The following is a 14,580-nucleotide window of genomic DNA, read 5'->3' as shown; positions in this document are numbered from 1 at the left end:
CGCGAGCACGCGGTCCGGGAAGTGCTCCAGCACCTCCTCGATGCGGTCCAGCTTGGTGTCCCGCTCGGGGTCGGGCGACTCCTTCCACGTCTTCGTGTGCTGGAAGGTGATCTGGTGCCGGAGCAGCAGCGTCCGCAGGGCCTCGCGGCCGATCCGTATGCACCGTCCCGGGGCTTTGCGTAGGTAGGCGGCGAGTTTCCGGATGGACCAGCGGGTGAACGGCAGGCCGAGCACACCCAGGCGGGTGGCCGCGGTCTGCACGACGAAGTCCTCGTCGTCACCGGCGAGCAGGCGGGGACGGCCTCCCGCCCACCGAGGATCCAGGCAGGCCAGCCCCTTGTCGTTGAAGGCGTGGATCACGTCGCGGACCGTGTCCTCGTCGGCCTGCATGAGCCGGGCGATGACCGGAGCTGTGTTCCCGCCGGCCGAGGCCAGCACGATCAGCGCTCTGCGGTAGCGGACCGCGTTCGTGCTGCCGCGGCGCACGATCCGTTGCAGCTTCTGTTCCTCCTCGTCGGACAACCACCGGGCCCGGACCGGTTGTTCCATCCCGGCCTCCCCTCGTTAATCGGACACCTCGCCCCATCCAGCCGGCACGCAGCAGGGATTCTCACGAGCAGGGCTGGATGGTGATGCGGCAGGAATGACAACAGGAACGTGACGCGGGTCACCGGTAAACGGTGACAGGGTGTTGTCGCGGACGGCTGCGATGGTCGACGCATGACGATCACCGATGAGGACTGCCTCGCCGAAACCCTGGCATTCAACAAGCAATTCAAGGCCACGGCCGCGAGCCGCCCGGCGCGCGAGGAGACGCCCGATGCAACCATGCTGGCCGCCCTGCGGCGCAACCGGCTCGGCGGCGACACGCCACCGGTGCGACTGCCGCAGGGCCAAGACCGCGTCGTTGAGGGCGGGGTGAAGGTACGCGTCTTCGTCCCGGAGCACGTTGACGGCGTGTACCTGCACTTCCACGGAGGCGGCTGGACGTTCGGCTCCGCGGACGGGCAGGACGAAAGACTGTGGCGACTGGCCGAGCAGACCCGGCTCGCCGTGATCAGCGTGGACTACCGCCTCGCACCGGAGCACCCCTTCCCCGCCGGACCCGACGACTGCGAAGCGGCCGCCCGGTGGCTGGTGAAGCACGCCGCGACCGAGTTCGGCACCGAGCGACTGCTGATCGGCGGTGAATCGGCCGGCGCCCACCTCAGCGTCGTGACGCTGCTGCGCCTTCGCGACCGGCACGGCATCACCGGCGCCTTCCGGGCCGCCCACCTGCTCTTTGGCCCCTACGACCTGTCGATGACACCCAGCCAGCGATCGTTCGGCTCCAAGCGGCTGCTGAGCAACACCGACACCCTACGGCGCACCTATGAGCTGGTCACCCCCGGCATGGACGCGGAACAGCGCCGTGCCCCCGAGGTCTCACCGCTGTTCGCCGACCTTGCAGGTCTGCCGCCCGCCCGGATCGTCGTCGGCAGCGAAGATCCACTGCGGGACGACTCGCTGTTCCTGGCCGGGCGGTGGCAAGCGGCGGGCGCGCCCGTGCAGCTGGGCGTCGTCGCCGGCGCCATGCACGGCTTCACCCTCTTCCCGCTGACCATCACCGAACGGGAACAGCGCCGCGAACGGCACTTCCTGTCCACCACGGGCCGGTAGCGTCGCCGGCATGAACCGCACCGCCCGGCTGTACGCGCTGGTGGAAGAGTTGCGCGCGGTGGCGCCGCGGCCGCTGACAGTCGCGGCGCTCGCCGCGCACCTCGAGGTGAGCACGCGCACGGTGCAGCGCGACCTCCAGGCACTGATGGAGACCGGCGTCCCGGTGCGCACCACACCGGGACGCGGCGGGGGCTGGTCCATCGACCCGGCCATGACCCTGCCCCCCATCCACTTCACCGCCGAGGAAGCCTCGGCCCTGGCCGTCGCCCTCGCCGCGACCGACGCCTTCGCCCCGTACGCCGGGGCGGCCCGCACCGCAGCCCAGAAGATCGCGGCCTCGATGACCGGCCCCGCCTCAGCGGCGGCACAGCAACTGGCCACACGGATCGTTGCGCTGCCCGCGCCCTCCGACGCCGCAGTCCGCACCGCCGTGGAACAGGCCCTCACCACCCACACGGTCCTGCGGCTGTCCTACACCGACGCCGCAGGACGCGAAAGCGAGCGCCTGGTGGAACCGGCCGGACTGCTCACCGCCGACGGCCGGTGGTACCTCATCGCCTGGTGCCACACGCGACAGGCCGGCCGGGGCTTCCGGCTGGACCGCATCACAGCAGCGACTCCGACCACCGAGCAGGCACGCCCCCACGACCTGACCGAACTCCTGCGCGGATCGGCCGCAGCCGACGCGGTGCAACCCACCACGCTGGCTCCGCTCACACCCCCGTCTTGAGAAACACATGGCACCACTCCGGTGAAGCATTCCGGTCACGGCACTAGCGTCCACGCCTCACCTTCACGCCACGCTTCAGGGCCTCACTTGCCATTCGCCTGCACCCCGGCCACCGCGCTGGCAGTGCATTTCCCCATGACAGCCAGCACGAGTCCCGGCACGGTCGCCGGTGATCACAGCTGAGGCCAAGATCCCGACCATACGCGTACCAGGAACTCCGACACTGGACCTTCACCTTCAACACCTATTCGCGCAAGTCAGCGTGGTGTGGGCAGGTGTACCACCAGCAGAGAAGAACCTGCAGGTCGAAGCCCCCTCCACCTAGTTGCGGCCGCTCGGATCGCTCACCCGGGAGGCCGACCGGTTGCAGCCAGGCGATCACGTGGAGCGTTTCTCTACCACTTGATCCACGGCCCACCCAAACCGCGTGCTGCAACGGAAGCTCGGACGTTCCTGACACCTTTGATCTCTAAGGACCGTGCATGCCCACCCAGTTCATGAACGTCAAGCAGACCGCCCAGTACCTGAACATGTCGATCACATGGGTGTACCGAGACGCACCGAAACTCGGGCTCGTTCCCTACAAGTTCGGGCGCGGTCGCAGCGCGAAGCTGCAGTTCAAGATCAGCGATGTGCAGGCCTGGGCTCAGCAGCAGAAGCTCGGATGAGCCCTCACTCACGCTCGAGTCCTGGCCGCCGGCGCGGCCAGGACTCGTTGCCGTGTCAGGCCGCAAGTGCCATGTCCAGCACCTGGGCCGCCTTGCCGATCGATCCCGGCAAGAGGTGCCGATAGATCTTGAAGGTGACGTCGACGCTCTTGTGCCCCATCCACTCGGCAACGTCCGTGATCGGGATGCCGTTGCTCAGGCAGTTCGAGGCGTAGAAGTGACGGTTCCCGTAGAGGACCATCCCCTGCGGGACGTCCACCTCGCCCGACGCCCTGATCCGGCGCCACTGGTTGTCCATCCCCCAGTGCGGATACGGCTTGCCGGGGTCGGTCGGCTGACGCAGCAGGTAGACGTCCATAGTGCCGTACTTCTCGGCATACCACTCGATCGTCCGCCTGATCCGTGCGGGTAGGGGCACGTCACGGTACTCCCCTGCCTTGCGGTGTTTGAGCGGCCCGTACTGGCGAGTCGAGAGGATGACCTGCTCGGTGATCCGGTACACGTCGTCGGCGACGATGTTCTTGAGGTTCACCGCAGCCGCCTCGCCATTCCGCAGGCCGCAGCCGCTCATCAGGTCGACGATCAACATGAACGCGTCGTCGCCGGCGGTTCGTATCGCGCGCAGTTGTTCGAGGGACGGGATCACCGCACGAGCCGGGTCGTACTGCGGCGGCTTGACCCCTGCCACCGGGTTCTCGGAGTAGATGCCGAGGCGATGCGCATCCAGGAGGATCGCGCGCAGCTTGTCGAAGGCGTTGGCCTGAGTGGCCAGTCCTGCTCCCGCGCGCTCCAGCGTGCGGATGAAGCCGTCGACCACCTTGTGGTCGAAGGAGTTCATCCTCCGGCTGGCCAGCGCCGGGTAAAGGTGGTGCAGCAGGAGCGAGTCGAGGTGCCGGAGCGACGAGACGCCAGATGCCGTTGCCCGGCCTTCCACTCCTCGACATACTCCTCGAACCGCATCGTCCCGTACTTCTGGATGCGCTCCGCCTTCGACTGGGACCGCGACGCAGCCGCCTTCTTCTCGTTGTAGATCTCCAACAGGCGCTCGATGGCCCTGTCCTGCGTCGCGAAGCCGGCCTCCTCCGTCTGCCTGCCCGCCGCGTTGCGATACCGGATCTTGTACTCGTGCCGGCACTTCGACCAACGGGACTCAGGGTGTTCGCAGTCCTTGAAGAAAGTGCCCATACCGCGTGCGAGCGTGCGTGCCGCCATGTCGTGCTGACTCCTCGGCGTCCGACGCTGACCTTTTGCTGACGCCCGAGGGTCTTCGATACCTCTGACCTGGGAAGAACCGCCGAATCCGTGATATGTGGTGGAACTTCGTAGGGCGTACGCAGGACGACATCAAACAGGCCCGGGAGGAGTGGATGAGCGGGTCGAGATTTGGGGAAGTGAAAGGGTACGACGGGGATCGGTTGGCGGCACCGGAGCTTCCCTCTGTGCCGCTGAAACCGCGCGGCCGGGTGCGCTGAGCCGGCATCCGTTGTCAGCTTTGATCGGACTGATGCTGACTCAATGCTGACTTTACTGACAAACCCCGTTTGCACGGTTCCAACAAACCCGATGCCACCTCCGCCTGCCCGGAGAGCGACACGGCAGGAACCTACTGGACTCGTACTTGTCTGGGCGCAGGCCCCGCGTCGTAATACGTGCTCCTTCACACCCGAGGCGCGAGGCTCTGCTGAGTCACAGCCAGTCGGGACGCGTTTGCCCCTCGGAGGGAGAAGTTCGGCTGTCCGGCTCAGACGCGCGGTGCCCGTGGAGGAGGACGTGGTCAAGAACTCGGCCCTCGCCGAGTGGCGTCCGGACGTTCTCGACGTCCGCCGGATCGTCTGACCGGTTTCCCCCCTCCCCTCCCCTCTCGCTCCCCCCTTCGGGCCTTCGCGCTGCTCGGCGCGGCCATCGTCGACCCAAGAGCACACAGGTCGGGTCACTGTTCGCCTGCCTGGACGGTGCCGCGCAGCTGCGTGATCGCCTGCCAGAGGTCATCAAAGGCGCGACTTTCCTCCTGCGGGGAGGGACGGGCGGAGTCGAGAACGCTGTCGCGTCGTCCCCTCAGCCGGCATAGGCGTCGAAGCAGGCAAGAACGTCCTGGATCAGCTGTTCCTGTGATGGGCTGGAGGGAGCGTTCTGGGAGGACATCTACGGCATTTTCCTCGGTTGGAGGGCTGTCAGATCGCTTTCAGCGGTCTCCGAAGATCTCTTTCACTTCTCCCACTGCGTAGTACACCAGCACATAGCTGGCGGCCGGATCCGCCCACCACAACCCGGCCAGGGCGTTGAGAACCAGACCGAGCAGCACCGCGGCGGCCAGCAGCCCGTCGATCAGGGTGACCCGGCCCTCCGTCTTCAGCACCGGGTTGTCCAGTGCGGCACCGGTGCGGGCCTTGCCGAAAGCCAGAGTGAACATCACCACCGCGGTCACCGCAGTCCACACGATCCCCAGCGGCGAGTGATGCGGACGGAAACCGCTGGCCAGGACCCACGTCGACTGCACCAGCAGATACGCCGCCAACAACGCGAACCCGGCACCGATCAGCCGCAGGGCACGGCGCTGCCTGTCCTCACCAGTGCCGGACAACTCCCAGATCACCACAGTCGAGGCGCCGATCTCGATCAGGGAATCCAGGCCGAACCCGGTCAGCGCCACTGACTTCGCCGCAACCGCCGCCACGGCCAGCACCACAATGCCGACCACGTTCCAGCCCAAGGTCACGTATTCCAGCACGAAGCCCCGGCGCAGCAGGGACTTGCAGGAGATCTCGTTCACGTCGCTCACCCGGCGAGTCTCCCAGCAGTCCCACACCGCAAGGGGCCTGGGGCGGCTCCCTGAGCGGCACAGAGACATCAGAAACCGCGCTTCACCGAACCCCCGGTTCGGGTGTCTGAGCTTCGAGCGACATCACTTCACAGTGACATCGCTCAACCGCCAGTGCTTCACCTGACTCCCGAACTCATGTCGAAACGACATCCACGGACACTGACACAGCCATGAGCCCGTACTCACTGAAGCCTGTAGGCTCTGCCGCTCCTGGTCGCCTACGCGTCAGTGCGGCGGAAACTTGCAATCCCGCCCACCACGCCGTGGGTGCCGGTGGGGAAGTGGCTGTCCGTGACGGATGCGCAGGACTGGGCGAGCGCGGCACCGCGCGGGCTTGTGCCCGGTTCGCCGATGAGGGCCAACCGGGCCGTGCATCCTCTCGAACGAGCCTGGCCGGCCTGGTGAATGGCGCAGGCTGGGCATCAGTCGCCAGTGCTGTGCCGTCGCGCCGGCTCCGAGGTCGGGCCGTATCCGCCTCCGCCCGGAGTGCGGATGACGAGTGTGTCTTCGGCGGTGACGTCTGCCGTGTCGTATCCGCGCAGGGGTGTGGTCGTGCCGTCAGCGCGTTCGATGAGGTTTTCGCCGAGGGCGCCGGGGTGGCCGCCGGCCATGCCGTAGGGCGGGATGCGGCGGTGGCCGGAGACGACCGCGAGGGTCATCGGTTCCAGGAAGCGGAGCCGACGTTCGACGCCGCACCCGCCGCGCCAGCGGCCGGCGCCCCCGCTGCCCGCACGGATACGGAACTCCTCCACCCGTACCGGGTAGCGCCATTCCAGGATCTCGGCGTCGGTGAGGCGGGAGTTGGTCATATGGGTCTGGACGGCGTCCGCGCCGTCGAAGCCTTCGCCTGCGCCGGAGCCGGAGGCCACGGTCTCGTAGTACTGCACGTGGTCGTTGCCGAAGGAGAGGTTGTTCATGGTGCCGGAGCCCTCTGCCTGGGCGCCCAGCACGGCGTACAGGGCGCCGGTGACGGCCTGGGATGTCTCGACGTTGCCGGCGACAGTGGCGGCCGGGTGGACGGGCGCGAGCATGCAGCCGTCGGGGATTCGGACGTCCAGGGGCTTCAGGCAGCCACTGTTGAGGGGGATGTCGTCTGCGACCAGGGTGCGGAAGACATACAGCACGGCCGCCATGACGACGGACGTGGGGGCGTTGGTGTTGCCTGGCTGCTGGGGTGAGGTTCCGGTGAAGTCCAGTACGGCGCTGCGGGATGCGTGGTCGACGCGCTGGGCGACCTGGATGACGGCGCCGTTGTCCGTCTCATAGCGGTACTCGCCGTCGTGGAGGGTGGCGATGATGCGACGCACCGATTCCTCGGCGTTGTCCTGGACGTGCCGCATGTAGGCGTGGACGACGTCGAGACCGAACTGGCCGATCATCGCCCGCAGTTCGCGGATGCCCTTGTTGTTGGCGGCGATCTGGGCGCGCAGATCGGCGAGGTTGGTGTCCGGGTCGCGCGACGGGTAGCGGGCGGTCGTCAGCAGATTGCGGGTTTCGCTCTCGCGGAAGTGGCCGTCGCGCACGAGCAGCCAGTTGTCGAACAGGACGCCTTCCTCGTCGATGGTGGTGCTGAAGGCGGGCATGGATCCGGGGCTGATGCCGCCGATCTCGGCGTGGTGGCCGCGCGAGGCGACGAGGAAAAGGAGACGTTCGCCCGGTTCGTCGAAGACCGGGGTGACGACGGTGATGTCGGGCAGGTGGGTGCCGCCGTGGTACGGGTCGTTGATGGCGTAGACGTCGCCGGGCTGCAGCGAGCCGGTGTTGCGGCGCAGCACCTCCTTGATGGACTCGCCCATCGACCCCAGGTGGACGGGGATGTGGGGCGCGTTGGCGATGAGGTTGCCCGCCGGGTCGAACAGGGCGCAGGAGAAGTCGAGGCGTTCCTTGATGTTGACCGAGTGGGCGGTGCTCTGCAGCCGGACGCCCATCTGCTCGGCTACGGACATGAAGAGGTTGTTGAAGACCTCCAGCATCACCGGGTCGACGCTGGTGCCGACCGCGACACGGGACGGGCGGGGCCGCGAGCGGGTCAGGAGGAGGTCGCCGTGGGTGTCGGCGGTGGCCCGCCAGTCGGGGTCGACGACGGTGGTCGCGTCCGGTTCGGCGATGATCGCCGGGCCCTTGACGTTGTCGCCGGGGCGGAGGTCCTCGCGGCGGAACAGGCGGGTGGGCTGCCGGCGGCCCTGGGTGAACATCTCCACCGTGGCGGCCGGGCGCAGCGGGCCGTGCCGCGGGGACGGGGCGGTCACCGTGTCGGTGGTGGGCGGGCCGGAGGAACCGGTTGCCTCGGCGGCGACGGCCTCGACGACCAGTGGCTTGTTCATGGTGAAGCCGTAGCGGTCCTGGTGATCGCGTTCGAACGAGGCCCGCATACGGTCGGCCGTGTCCAGCGCGACGGGCAGGGAGAAGTCGGTGCCCTCGTAGCGCAGCAGCGCGCGGGCGGTGGTGCGCACGGTTTCCTGCGGCACGCCGTCCTCGCACAGCTGTGCGCGGGCCCGTTGCTCCAGTTCGGCGCGTACGGCCGTGACGCGGGCGGCCGTCTCCGGCGCATCGAGCGGGGCCTCGACGGAGCGTTCGCGCAGCGCGACCGCGTCGGCCATGCCGATGCCGTACGCGGAGAGCACTCCCGCCAGCGGCGGGACCAGGACGGTGTCGATGCCGAGCCGGTCGGCGACCGCGCACGCCACCTGGCCGCCCGCACCGCCGAAGCTGACCAGCCCGTAGCGGGTGATGTCGCGGCCGCGCTGGACGGAGATCTTCTTGACGGCGCCCGCGATGTTGAGGACGGCGATGTCGAGGAAGCCCGCCGCGACCTCCTCCGGACTGCGGCGCTCACCGGTCGCGATGGCGGTCTGTTCGGCGAGATCGGCGAAGCGGGCGCGGACCGCCTCGCCGTCCAGCATCCGGTCGCCTGCCTTGCCGAACACCCGGGGGAAGAAGGCGGGTTGAATGCGGCCGAGCATGACGTTGGCATCGGTGACGGTCAGCGGCCCGCCCCGCCGGTAGCAGACCGGGCCGGGGTCCGCACCGGCCGAGTCGGGGCCGACGCGGTAGCGCATGCCGTCGAAGTGCAGGATGGAGCCGCCGCCCGCGGCGACGGTGTGGATGTCGGTCATCGGCGCGGTCATGCGCACCCCGGCCACCTGCGTGCCCAGCACCCGCTCGATCTCGCCCGCGAAGTGGGAGACGTCGGTGGAGGTGCCGCCCATGTCGAACCCGATCGCCCTGCCGCAGCCGGCCCGGGTCGCGGCCCGCGCCATGCCGACGACGCCGCCGGCCGGGCCGGAGAGCACGGCGTCCTTGCCCCGGAAATGCCCGGCCTCGCGCAGACCGCCCCCGGACTGCATGAACATCAGCCGCACGCCCTGCAGTTCGCTCGCCACCTGGTCGACATAGCGGCGCAGGATGGGCGAGAGGTAGGCGTCCACCACCGTGGTGTCACCGCGCGGCACCAACTTGATCAGCGGGCTGACCTCGTGCGAGCAGCTGACCTGTGGAAAGCCGATCGCTCGGGCGGCCTCGGCGACGGCGGCCTCATGGCCGGGGTGACGATAGCCGTGCAGAAAGACGACCGCGGCGCTGCGATACCCCTCCTCGTACGCCGCCCGCAGCGCATCGCGGGCGCCGTCCAGATGGAGCGGGCGGACCGGCTCGCCGTGCGCGCCGATCCGCTCCTCCACCTCGATCACCCGGTCGTACAGGGCCCGCGGGAGCAGAATGCGGCGGTCGAAGATGCGCGGCCGGTTCTGGTAGGCGATGCGCAGGGCGTCCCCGAAACCCCGGGTGGTGACCAGGACGGTCGGCTCGCCGGTGTGGGTCAGCAGCGCGTTGGTGGCGACGGTGGTGCCCATCTTCACCACCTCGATCCGGTCGGCCGGAATCGACTCATCCGGCTCCAGCTCCAGCACCTGCCGGATCCCGGCGACCGCCGCGTCCCGGTACGCCTCCGGGCGCTCGGACAGCAGCTTGCGGCTGACCACCCCGGCCTCGGGGGTCACCGCCACGACATCGGTGAAGGTGCCGCCCCGGTCGATCCAGAACTGCCAGCGACCCGTCATGAACTCATTGTGCGCCCGCCCGCCACCGCACAAAGGCCGACGACACCGGGCCGCGAGGCGCTCTCGGGTCCGAGCGGCCCTCCTGCGCGGCGCGCTACGGAATGACGATTCCGCGTTCCCGTGCTGCGCGGTGAGGCGCCAGCCCGGGCAAGGTCGCCCGTGTGGGGCGCTGGCCGACGGGCTTGGCTCGGCCCGTCCAAACCCGCAGCTGAGGCGACGTAGTCCGGGCCGTGAGGAGGCCGACCAGGCGTCCGTGCGGATCCGTGACCGGCAGTGCGTCGAGGTGCTCCTGCGTCATCACGGCTGCCGCCCGTGGAAGGGGGTTCTCGGGGTGAACCACGACGGTCCGGCGGGCGTGCACGAGGTCGCGCACCTTGCGACCGGACAGCACCGCGGCCGGGGCCGTGCACCGGCACCTGTCGCCGCCCGCCAAGCCCGGGCCGCCGCGCGAACCGCCCGCGCCTCCGTCCCGACAACCGCAGCCGCTCGGCGGACGGTGGATGTTCTGGTGGATCCTGATGACACTCGTCATGACACTCGTCGTCGTCCTGCTGCTCTCGCACGCCCGCTCCGAGCCGCACACGACGTCACTGTCCTACAGCGACTTCGTCGGCAAGGTCGGTGCCAGCCAGGTGCAGACGGTCGACATCAACGACAAGGGAGCGGTCAGCGGCACCCTGAAGGACGGCACGAGGTTCACCACCCAGCTCCCCACCGCGCTGGGCACCGGGGCTCAGTTGCAGCAGCACCTGACCTCCCATCATGTGCAGATCAAAGCCAGCCAGAGCAGCAGCGGAGGCGGCAACATGGTTGTCCGTGCTCTTCTCGTTCCTGCCGTTCCTGCTGCTGATCGGCTTCTTCGTGTGGATGGGACGCCGGGCCGCAGGGCCGCTGACCGGCGGACCGAGCGCCATCGGACGCTCACGGGCGAAGATCATCGAGGCGGAGCGGCCCACCACCGGCTTCGACGACATCGCCGGCTACGACGGGGTCAAGCAGGAGATCAGCGAGGTCGTCGACTTCCTGCGCAATCCCGCCCGGTACACCGCCGCAGGCGCCAAAGGTCCCCGTGGCGTGATCATGGTAGGGCCACCCGGTACCGGCAAGACCCTCTTCGCGCGAGCGGTTGCCGGCGAGGCGGACGTGCCGTTCTTGTCCATGACCGGCTCCGCGTTCGTGGAGATGTTCGTCGGGGTCGGTGCCTCCCGGGTGCGCGACCTGTTCGACCAGGCCCGCAAACGCGCACCGTCGATCATCTTCATCGACGAGATCGACGCGCTCGGGTCACGTCGCAACGGCGGGGCACGATTGGGCGGCAACGACGAGCGCGAGCAGACCCTCAACCAGCTGCTGTCCGAGATGGACGGCTTCGACCAGTCCAGCGGCATCGTCGTCCTCGCCGCCACCAACCGGCCCGACGCCCTCGACCCGGCCCTGCTGCGCCCGGGGCGCTTCGACCGCCAGGTCACCGTGCCGCTGCCCAACCAGGCCGAGCGGGCCGCGATCCTCGCCGTCCACGCCCGGGACAAGACCCTGGCTCCGGACGTGGACCTGGATGCCGTTGCTCGCGCCACACCGTCGTCCTCGACGTCCTGCGCCAGGAACGCAGCCAGGCGGACGGGAAAGGCGAAGACCACGCCGTCAACGCGTCATTGCCCCCTGCGCGTCCAGAGCCGGAGGTTCGCACTCCTCCTCGGTGATCGACCGGCCGCGATGTGCTCGGGCGGGGGTACTGGAGCAGGTGTCGTGAGCCGGCCCGACACGGCGTTGGATCCAGATACGGCGGAGCCGTACCCGAGCACGGCCCGGATACCCTGGCTCCATGTCTGCGCGACCCAACTCCGGGGCCTCCCCGCTCCGTCCCGCCGGGCAAGAGCCGAACGCCCGACTGCTCACCGAGACCATCACCCGGCTGCATCGCGCGCTGCACTCCTCGATGATCCGCACGGACTATCCGCGGGAGACTCTCCCCATGGCCCAGGTCGAGGTGCTCCAGGTACTACGGGAACACTCTCCCGCGCACATCAGTGACCTGACCGCCCGCCGGCACCTGGCACCCAGCACGGTCAGTGGACTGATCAGCCGGATAGTCGGCGCCGGGCTGGTCGCGCGTGACGTCGACCCGGTCAACCATCGGTCCTCCGTCGTCACCCTCACCGCTGCCGGCCGCGAGAGGCTCGCCACCTGGACCAGAACCCACAAAGATCCCATGGATACCGCCTACGCCGGCCTCGACGACACCGAGCGCGCGGTGATCGCGGAGGCACTGCCCGTGCTTCTCCGGCTCGCCGAGCACCTCGACGAACAAACCTACGGCTCTGGCTTGAGCTGAAGCCCATGCCCCGAGCTCGACGGGGGCGCGCTTGTTCCTGGCTGGCCGGCGAGGGGTGCCGGCCGTGGATCCCTCGAACGGTTCCAACCGGACGACCGGCGTGACGCGAACTGTGGATCAGTCGTCAGTCGTGTGCTGGAGCGATGTCTCCTCGGTCGGGCCGTATCCGCCTCCGCCGGGAGTGCGGATGACGAGCCTGTCCCCGGCGACGACGTCAGCCGCGTCGCAGCCGCGCAGGGGTGTGGTCGTGCCGTCCGCGCGTGCGATGAGGTTTTCGCCGAGAGCACCGGGGCGGCCCCCGTCCATGCCGTAGGGCGGGATGCGGCGGTGGCCGGAGACGACTGCGACGGTCATCGGTCCAGGAAGCGGATCCGGCGTTCCACGCCGCATCCGCCGCGCCAGCGGCCCGCGCCCCCACTGCCCTCACGGACGCGGAACTCCTCCATCCCTACCGGAGCCGGAGGCCACGGTCTCGTAGTAGTGCACGTGGTCGTTGCCGAAGGAGAGGTTGTTCATAGTGCCGGAGCCCATCTCTCAGTGACATCGAAAGGCATCACCCGAACCTTTGCCGGCCTCCAAGTCGCCGCCACCGAAGCGTGGCTCAGCCGGGTACGGTCCGGCCAGCACACCTCTCTCGACAACCGCGTCGGCCGGAAACTCGGCACAGAGGTAGCCGACTTGGTGGCAGGTCACCTCTGACCGCCCGTAGCGGGCGCCATCGGTGCCTTCCCGCAGGTGCTCACCCGTCAGGCCGTCAGGGTTGGAGGGGCACGGCACCGCGGTAGCCGTGGGTGGTGATGTGTTCCGCCATCTCGGTGTACGCGGCGGACTGGTCGGGGACGGTGGTTGCCAGGCCGTCGACATAGCGGTTGTACATGCAGAACGCCGCCGCGATCAGGACGGTGTCGTGGATCTCTCTGTCCGTCGCCCCGGCGGCACGGGCTGTCTTGATGTGCTCGTCGGTGACCGCGCGGCCGCCTTCCTGAACCGCATCGGCCACGGCGAGCAGGGCCTTGAGCTTGTCGGAGACGGGCGCTGCGGCCGGGTCGGTGCGGACCTGGTCGACCAAGGACATGCCCTGGTCCAGCTGGGCGGCGGCGAACGCGGCGTGGGAGTCGGTACAGAATGAGCAGCTGTTGAGGTGGGAGACCCGGGCGGCGATCAGCTCCCGCTCGCCCTGGCTCAAGGCGCTGGGCCCGCGCAGCAGGACCTCGGCCAGCTCGCTCAGCGGTGCGGCCGTCTCGGGTCGGAAGGCGAACAGCGACACGATCCCGGGCAGGTCATTGCCGAGCTCGATGTGCGGCATGCGCGGCTCCTTCAGCCGGTTTCCGACAAAGTTCTGACGCAACGTCATCCTTCTCCTCCACGGCCGCGCCGAAACCGCACTCCGCAGCGCCGGCCCCAGCGGACCCTTCGGGACCGATGCTCGCGTCAGGAGTGCTCGGTGTGCTCGGCCAGCACGGTGAACGGCTCGATGGTGGCGACAGCCGTCCTCGGCAGACCGGCGAGTGCCAGGCCGACCGGGTTCTTCGAGGCAAGGGCTTGGCGGTGCAGCTCCCAGCTGGTGAGGCGGTCGTTCTCCAGGACCAGCGGTTCGGTGGTGGTGAGCGTCACCGGCCCTCCCCCCAAGGCGCCCAGGCCCAGGAGCCCCGGCAGCACGTGTTCGACCTCGACGGTGAGGCGGGGGCAGACCAGGCGCAGTTCATAGCGCGGTGCCTTGGTGTCGGCCAAGCGCAGAGTGCTGGCCGGGAGCGAGCGGGGGTCGGCCTCCTCGGTGATGGTGATCCGGCCGAACCGGGCGCTTTCGCCCTGCATCCGGTGTTCCAGCACCCGCAGTCGGCAAGACCTGCCCGAGTCGGCGGGGTCGGCCTCGACACGCAGCCGCATCGTGCAGTCGATGTCGGCGGTGCCCGACCCGGCCAGGGTGCGCAGCACCACCCCGCGTGCCGTGCTGGAGCACCGGATCTCCTGCCCCGTGCGTGGTAGCGAGGCATCGGCCGCATACGTCTTCGAGGGCGCCGCCCACCAGGCACCCGCCACGAGCGCGGCGGCCCCCGCGGCGGTGAGGAAGCCTCGACGGTCGGCAGTTACATGATCAGCTGAATTCATGCCCCGGAATCTAAGGGGTGGATATACGACTGTTCCCCGTACGGCGCCGGTGTGGCGGGCATTCCGCCCGACCGGACGAAACACGACCGCACGAGGCGCGGCTGGACTGCTGCCCGCAATACCCGTCCCGCGGACCGCTACCCCTGCCCGGTGCACGGTTGGCCTCGGCCCGCCCACGCCAAGGCGATAGCACTTGCCCCCGG

At 69.0% G+C, this 14,580-nt stretch carries 12 protein-coding genes and 4 pseudogenes; 7 read left to right on the top strand and 9 right to left on the bottom strand.

Translation table 11 applies throughout. The features are described 5' to 3' along the window. Positions 1-549 (bottom strand): annotated as a pseudogene (locus IE277_RS23430) (helix-turn-helix domain-containing protein); the annotation flags it as partial. A gap of 171 nt (positions 550-720) precedes the next feature. Between IE277_RS23430 and IE277_RS23425 the strand changes: the two are divergent. From IE277_RS23425 to IE277_RS23415, 3 genes are all read left to right on the top strand, one after another. Then, entirely contained in the window at positions 721-1,659 is a 939-nt protein-coding gene (locus tag IE277_RS23425) for an alpha/beta hydrolase (protein WP_189955513.1), read from the top strand. A 10-nt stretch (positions 1,660-1,669) separates the two neighbouring features. Then, a complete protein-coding gene (locus IE277_RS23420) occupies positions 1,670-2,389 on the top strand; it encodes a helix-turn-helix transcriptional regulator (RefSeq protein WP_189955512.1) in 720 nt (239 codons plus the stop codon). Between the two features lie 482 nt (positions 2,390-2,871). Continuing rightward, positions 2,872-3,057: a helix-turn-helix transcriptional regulator gene (locus IE277_RS23415; protein WP_189955511.1), complete on the top strand. Its 186-nt coding sequence runs from the start codon at positions 2,872-2,874 to the stop codon at positions 3,055-3,057. A gap of 55 nt (positions 3,058-3,112) precedes the next feature. Here the strand turns inward: IE277_RS23415 and IE277_RS23410 are convergent, their stop codons facing one another. Both IE277_RS23410 and IE277_RS47395 read right to left on the bottom strand, forming a co-directional pair. Beyond that, the gene (locus IE277_RS23410) at positions 3,113-3,874 is read right to left on the bottom strand and encodes a tyrosine-type recombinase/integrase (RefSeq protein WP_229881921.1); all 762 of its coding nucleotides are present in this window, start codon (positions 3,872-3,874) and stop codon (positions 3,113-3,115) included. 17 nt (positions 3,875-3,891) lie between these two features. After that, positions 3,892-4,269 carry a hypothetical protein gene (locus IE277_RS47395; protein ID WP_229881920.1) on the bottom strand — a complete coding sequence of 126 codons (378 nt, stop codon included), beginning with the start codon at positions 4,267-4,269 and terminating at the stop codon, positions 3,892-3,894. 95 nt (positions 4,270-4,364) lie between these two features. Here IE277_RS47395 and IE277_RS23405 point away from each other — a divergent pair. Beyond that, positions 4,365-4,529, top strand: a pseudogene (locus tag IE277_RS23405) (pirin family protein); the annotation flags it as partial. Positions 4,530-5,239: 710 nt separating this feature from the next. Here the strand turns inward: IE277_RS23405 and IE277_RS23400 are convergent. From IE277_RS23400 to IE277_RS49600, 3 genes are all read right to left on the bottom strand, one after another. Then, entirely contained in the window at positions 5,240-5,836 is a 597-nt protein-coding gene (locus tag IE277_RS23400; protein WP_229881919.1) for a cation efflux transmembrane domain-containing protein, read from the bottom strand. A gap of 464 nt (positions 5,837-6,300) precedes the next feature. Then, a complete protein-coding gene (locus IE277_RS23395; protein WP_189955509.1) occupies positions 6,301-9,936 on the bottom strand; it encodes a hydantoinase B/oxoprolinase family protein in 3,636 nt (1,211 codons plus the stop codon). A 94-nt stretch (positions 9,937-10,030) separates the two neighbouring features. Next, positions 10,031-10,468 (bottom strand): CBS domain-containing protein, encoded by a 438-nt coding sequence (locus tag IE277_RS49600; protein ID WP_373310856.1) that lies wholly within the window; start codon positions 10,466-10,468, stop codon positions 10,031-10,033. Between IE277_RS49600 and IE277_RS23385 the strand changes: the two are divergent. The 3 genes and pseudogenes from IE277_RS23385 to IE277_RS23375 form a co-directional block, all read left to right on the top strand. Beyond that, positions 10,437-10,658, top strand: a pseudogene (locus IE277_RS23385) (ATP-dependent metallopeptidase FtsH/Yme1/Tma family protein); the annotation flags it as partial. The gene IE277_RS49600 and the pseudogene IE277_RS23385 overlap by 32 nt on opposite strands. A gap of 94 nt (positions 10,659-10,752) precedes the next feature. Continuing rightward, the gene (locus IE277_RS49235) at positions 10,753-11,967 is read left to right on the top strand and encodes an AAA family ATPase (RefSeq protein ID WP_308433415.1); all 1,215 of its coding nucleotides are present in this window, start codon (positions 10,753-10,755) and stop codon (positions 11,965-11,967) included. Then, positions 11,909-12,268, top strand: a complete 360-nt coding sequence (locus IE277_RS23375; RefSeq protein ID WP_229881918.1) for a MarR family winged helix-turn-helix transcriptional regulator — start codon at positions 11,909-11,911, stop codon at positions 12,266-12,268. The genes IE277_RS49235 and IE277_RS23375 overlap by 59 nt, the downstream gene beginning before the upstream one ends. A 117-nt stretch (positions 12,269-12,385) precedes the next feature. Here IE277_RS23375 and IE277_RS23370 read toward each other — a convergent pair. The 3 genes and pseudogenes from IE277_RS23370 to IE277_RS23360 form a co-directional block, all read right to left on the bottom strand. Then, positions 12,386-12,714: pseudogene (locus tag IE277_RS23370) on the bottom strand (hydantoinase B/oxoprolinase family protein). 308 nt (positions 12,715-13,022) lie between these two features. Then, positions 13,023-13,574 carry a carboxymuconolactone decarboxylase family protein gene (locus tag IE277_RS23365; protein ID WP_189955505.1) on the bottom strand — a complete coding sequence of 184 codons (552 nt, stop codon included), beginning with the start codon at positions 13,572-13,574 and terminating at the stop codon, positions 13,023-13,025. A gap of 125 nt (positions 13,575-13,699) precedes the next feature. Then, on the bottom strand, positions 13,700-14,377 hold the full coding sequence (locus IE277_RS23360) for a hypothetical protein (protein WP_189955502.1): 678 nt from the start codon (positions 14,375-14,377) through the stop codon (positions 13,700-13,702). Between the last annotated feature and the right edge of the window lie 203 nt (positions 14,378-14,580).

The sequence above is a fragment of the Streptomyces alanosinicus genome (genome assembly GCF_014650595.1).
Classification (GTDB): Bacteria; Actinomycetota; Actinomycetes; order Streptomycetales; family Streptomycetaceae; genus Streptomyces; species Streptomyces alanosinicus.
The sequence above is the reverse complement of the archived record's forward strand: the minus strand, read 5'-3'. Positions and strand labels throughout refer to the sequence as shown.

Coding starts and splice junctions, on each gene's coding strand:
- IE277_RS23425 (WP_189955513.1), top strand. CDS start 721: ATGACGATCACCGATGAGGACTGCCTCGCCGAAACCCTGGCATTCAAC.
- IE277_RS23420 (WP_189955512.1), top strand. CDS start 1,670: ATGAACCGCACCGCCCGGCTGTACGCGCTGGTGGAAGAGTTGCGCGCG.
- IE277_RS23415 (WP_189955511.1), top strand. CDS start 2,872: ATGCCCACCCAGTTCATGAACGTCAAGCAGACCGCCCAGTACCTGAAC.
- IE277_RS47395 (WP_229881920.1), bottom strand. CDS start 4,269: ATGGCGGCACGCACGCTCGCACGCGGTATGGGCACTTTCTTCAAGGAC.
- IE277_RS23395 (WP_189955509.1), bottom strand. CDS start 9,936: ATGACGGGTCGCTGGCAGTTCTGGATCGACCGGGGCGGCACCTTCACC.
- IE277_RS49600 (WP_373310856.1), bottom strand. CDS start 10,468: ATGACGAGTGTCATCAGGATCCACCAGAACATCCACCGTCCGCCGAGC.
- IE277_RS23375 (WP_229881918.1), top strand. CDS start 11,909: ATGGCCCAGGTCGAGGTGCTCCAGGTACTACGGGAACACTCTCCCGCG.
- IE277_RS23365 (WP_189955505.1), bottom strand. CDS start 13,574: ATGCCGCACATCGAGCTCGGCAATGACCTGCCCGGGATCGTGTCGCTG.
- IE277_RS23360 (WP_189955502.1), bottom strand. CDS start 14,377: ATGAATTCAGCTGATCATGTAACTGCCGACCGTCGAGGCTTCCTCACC.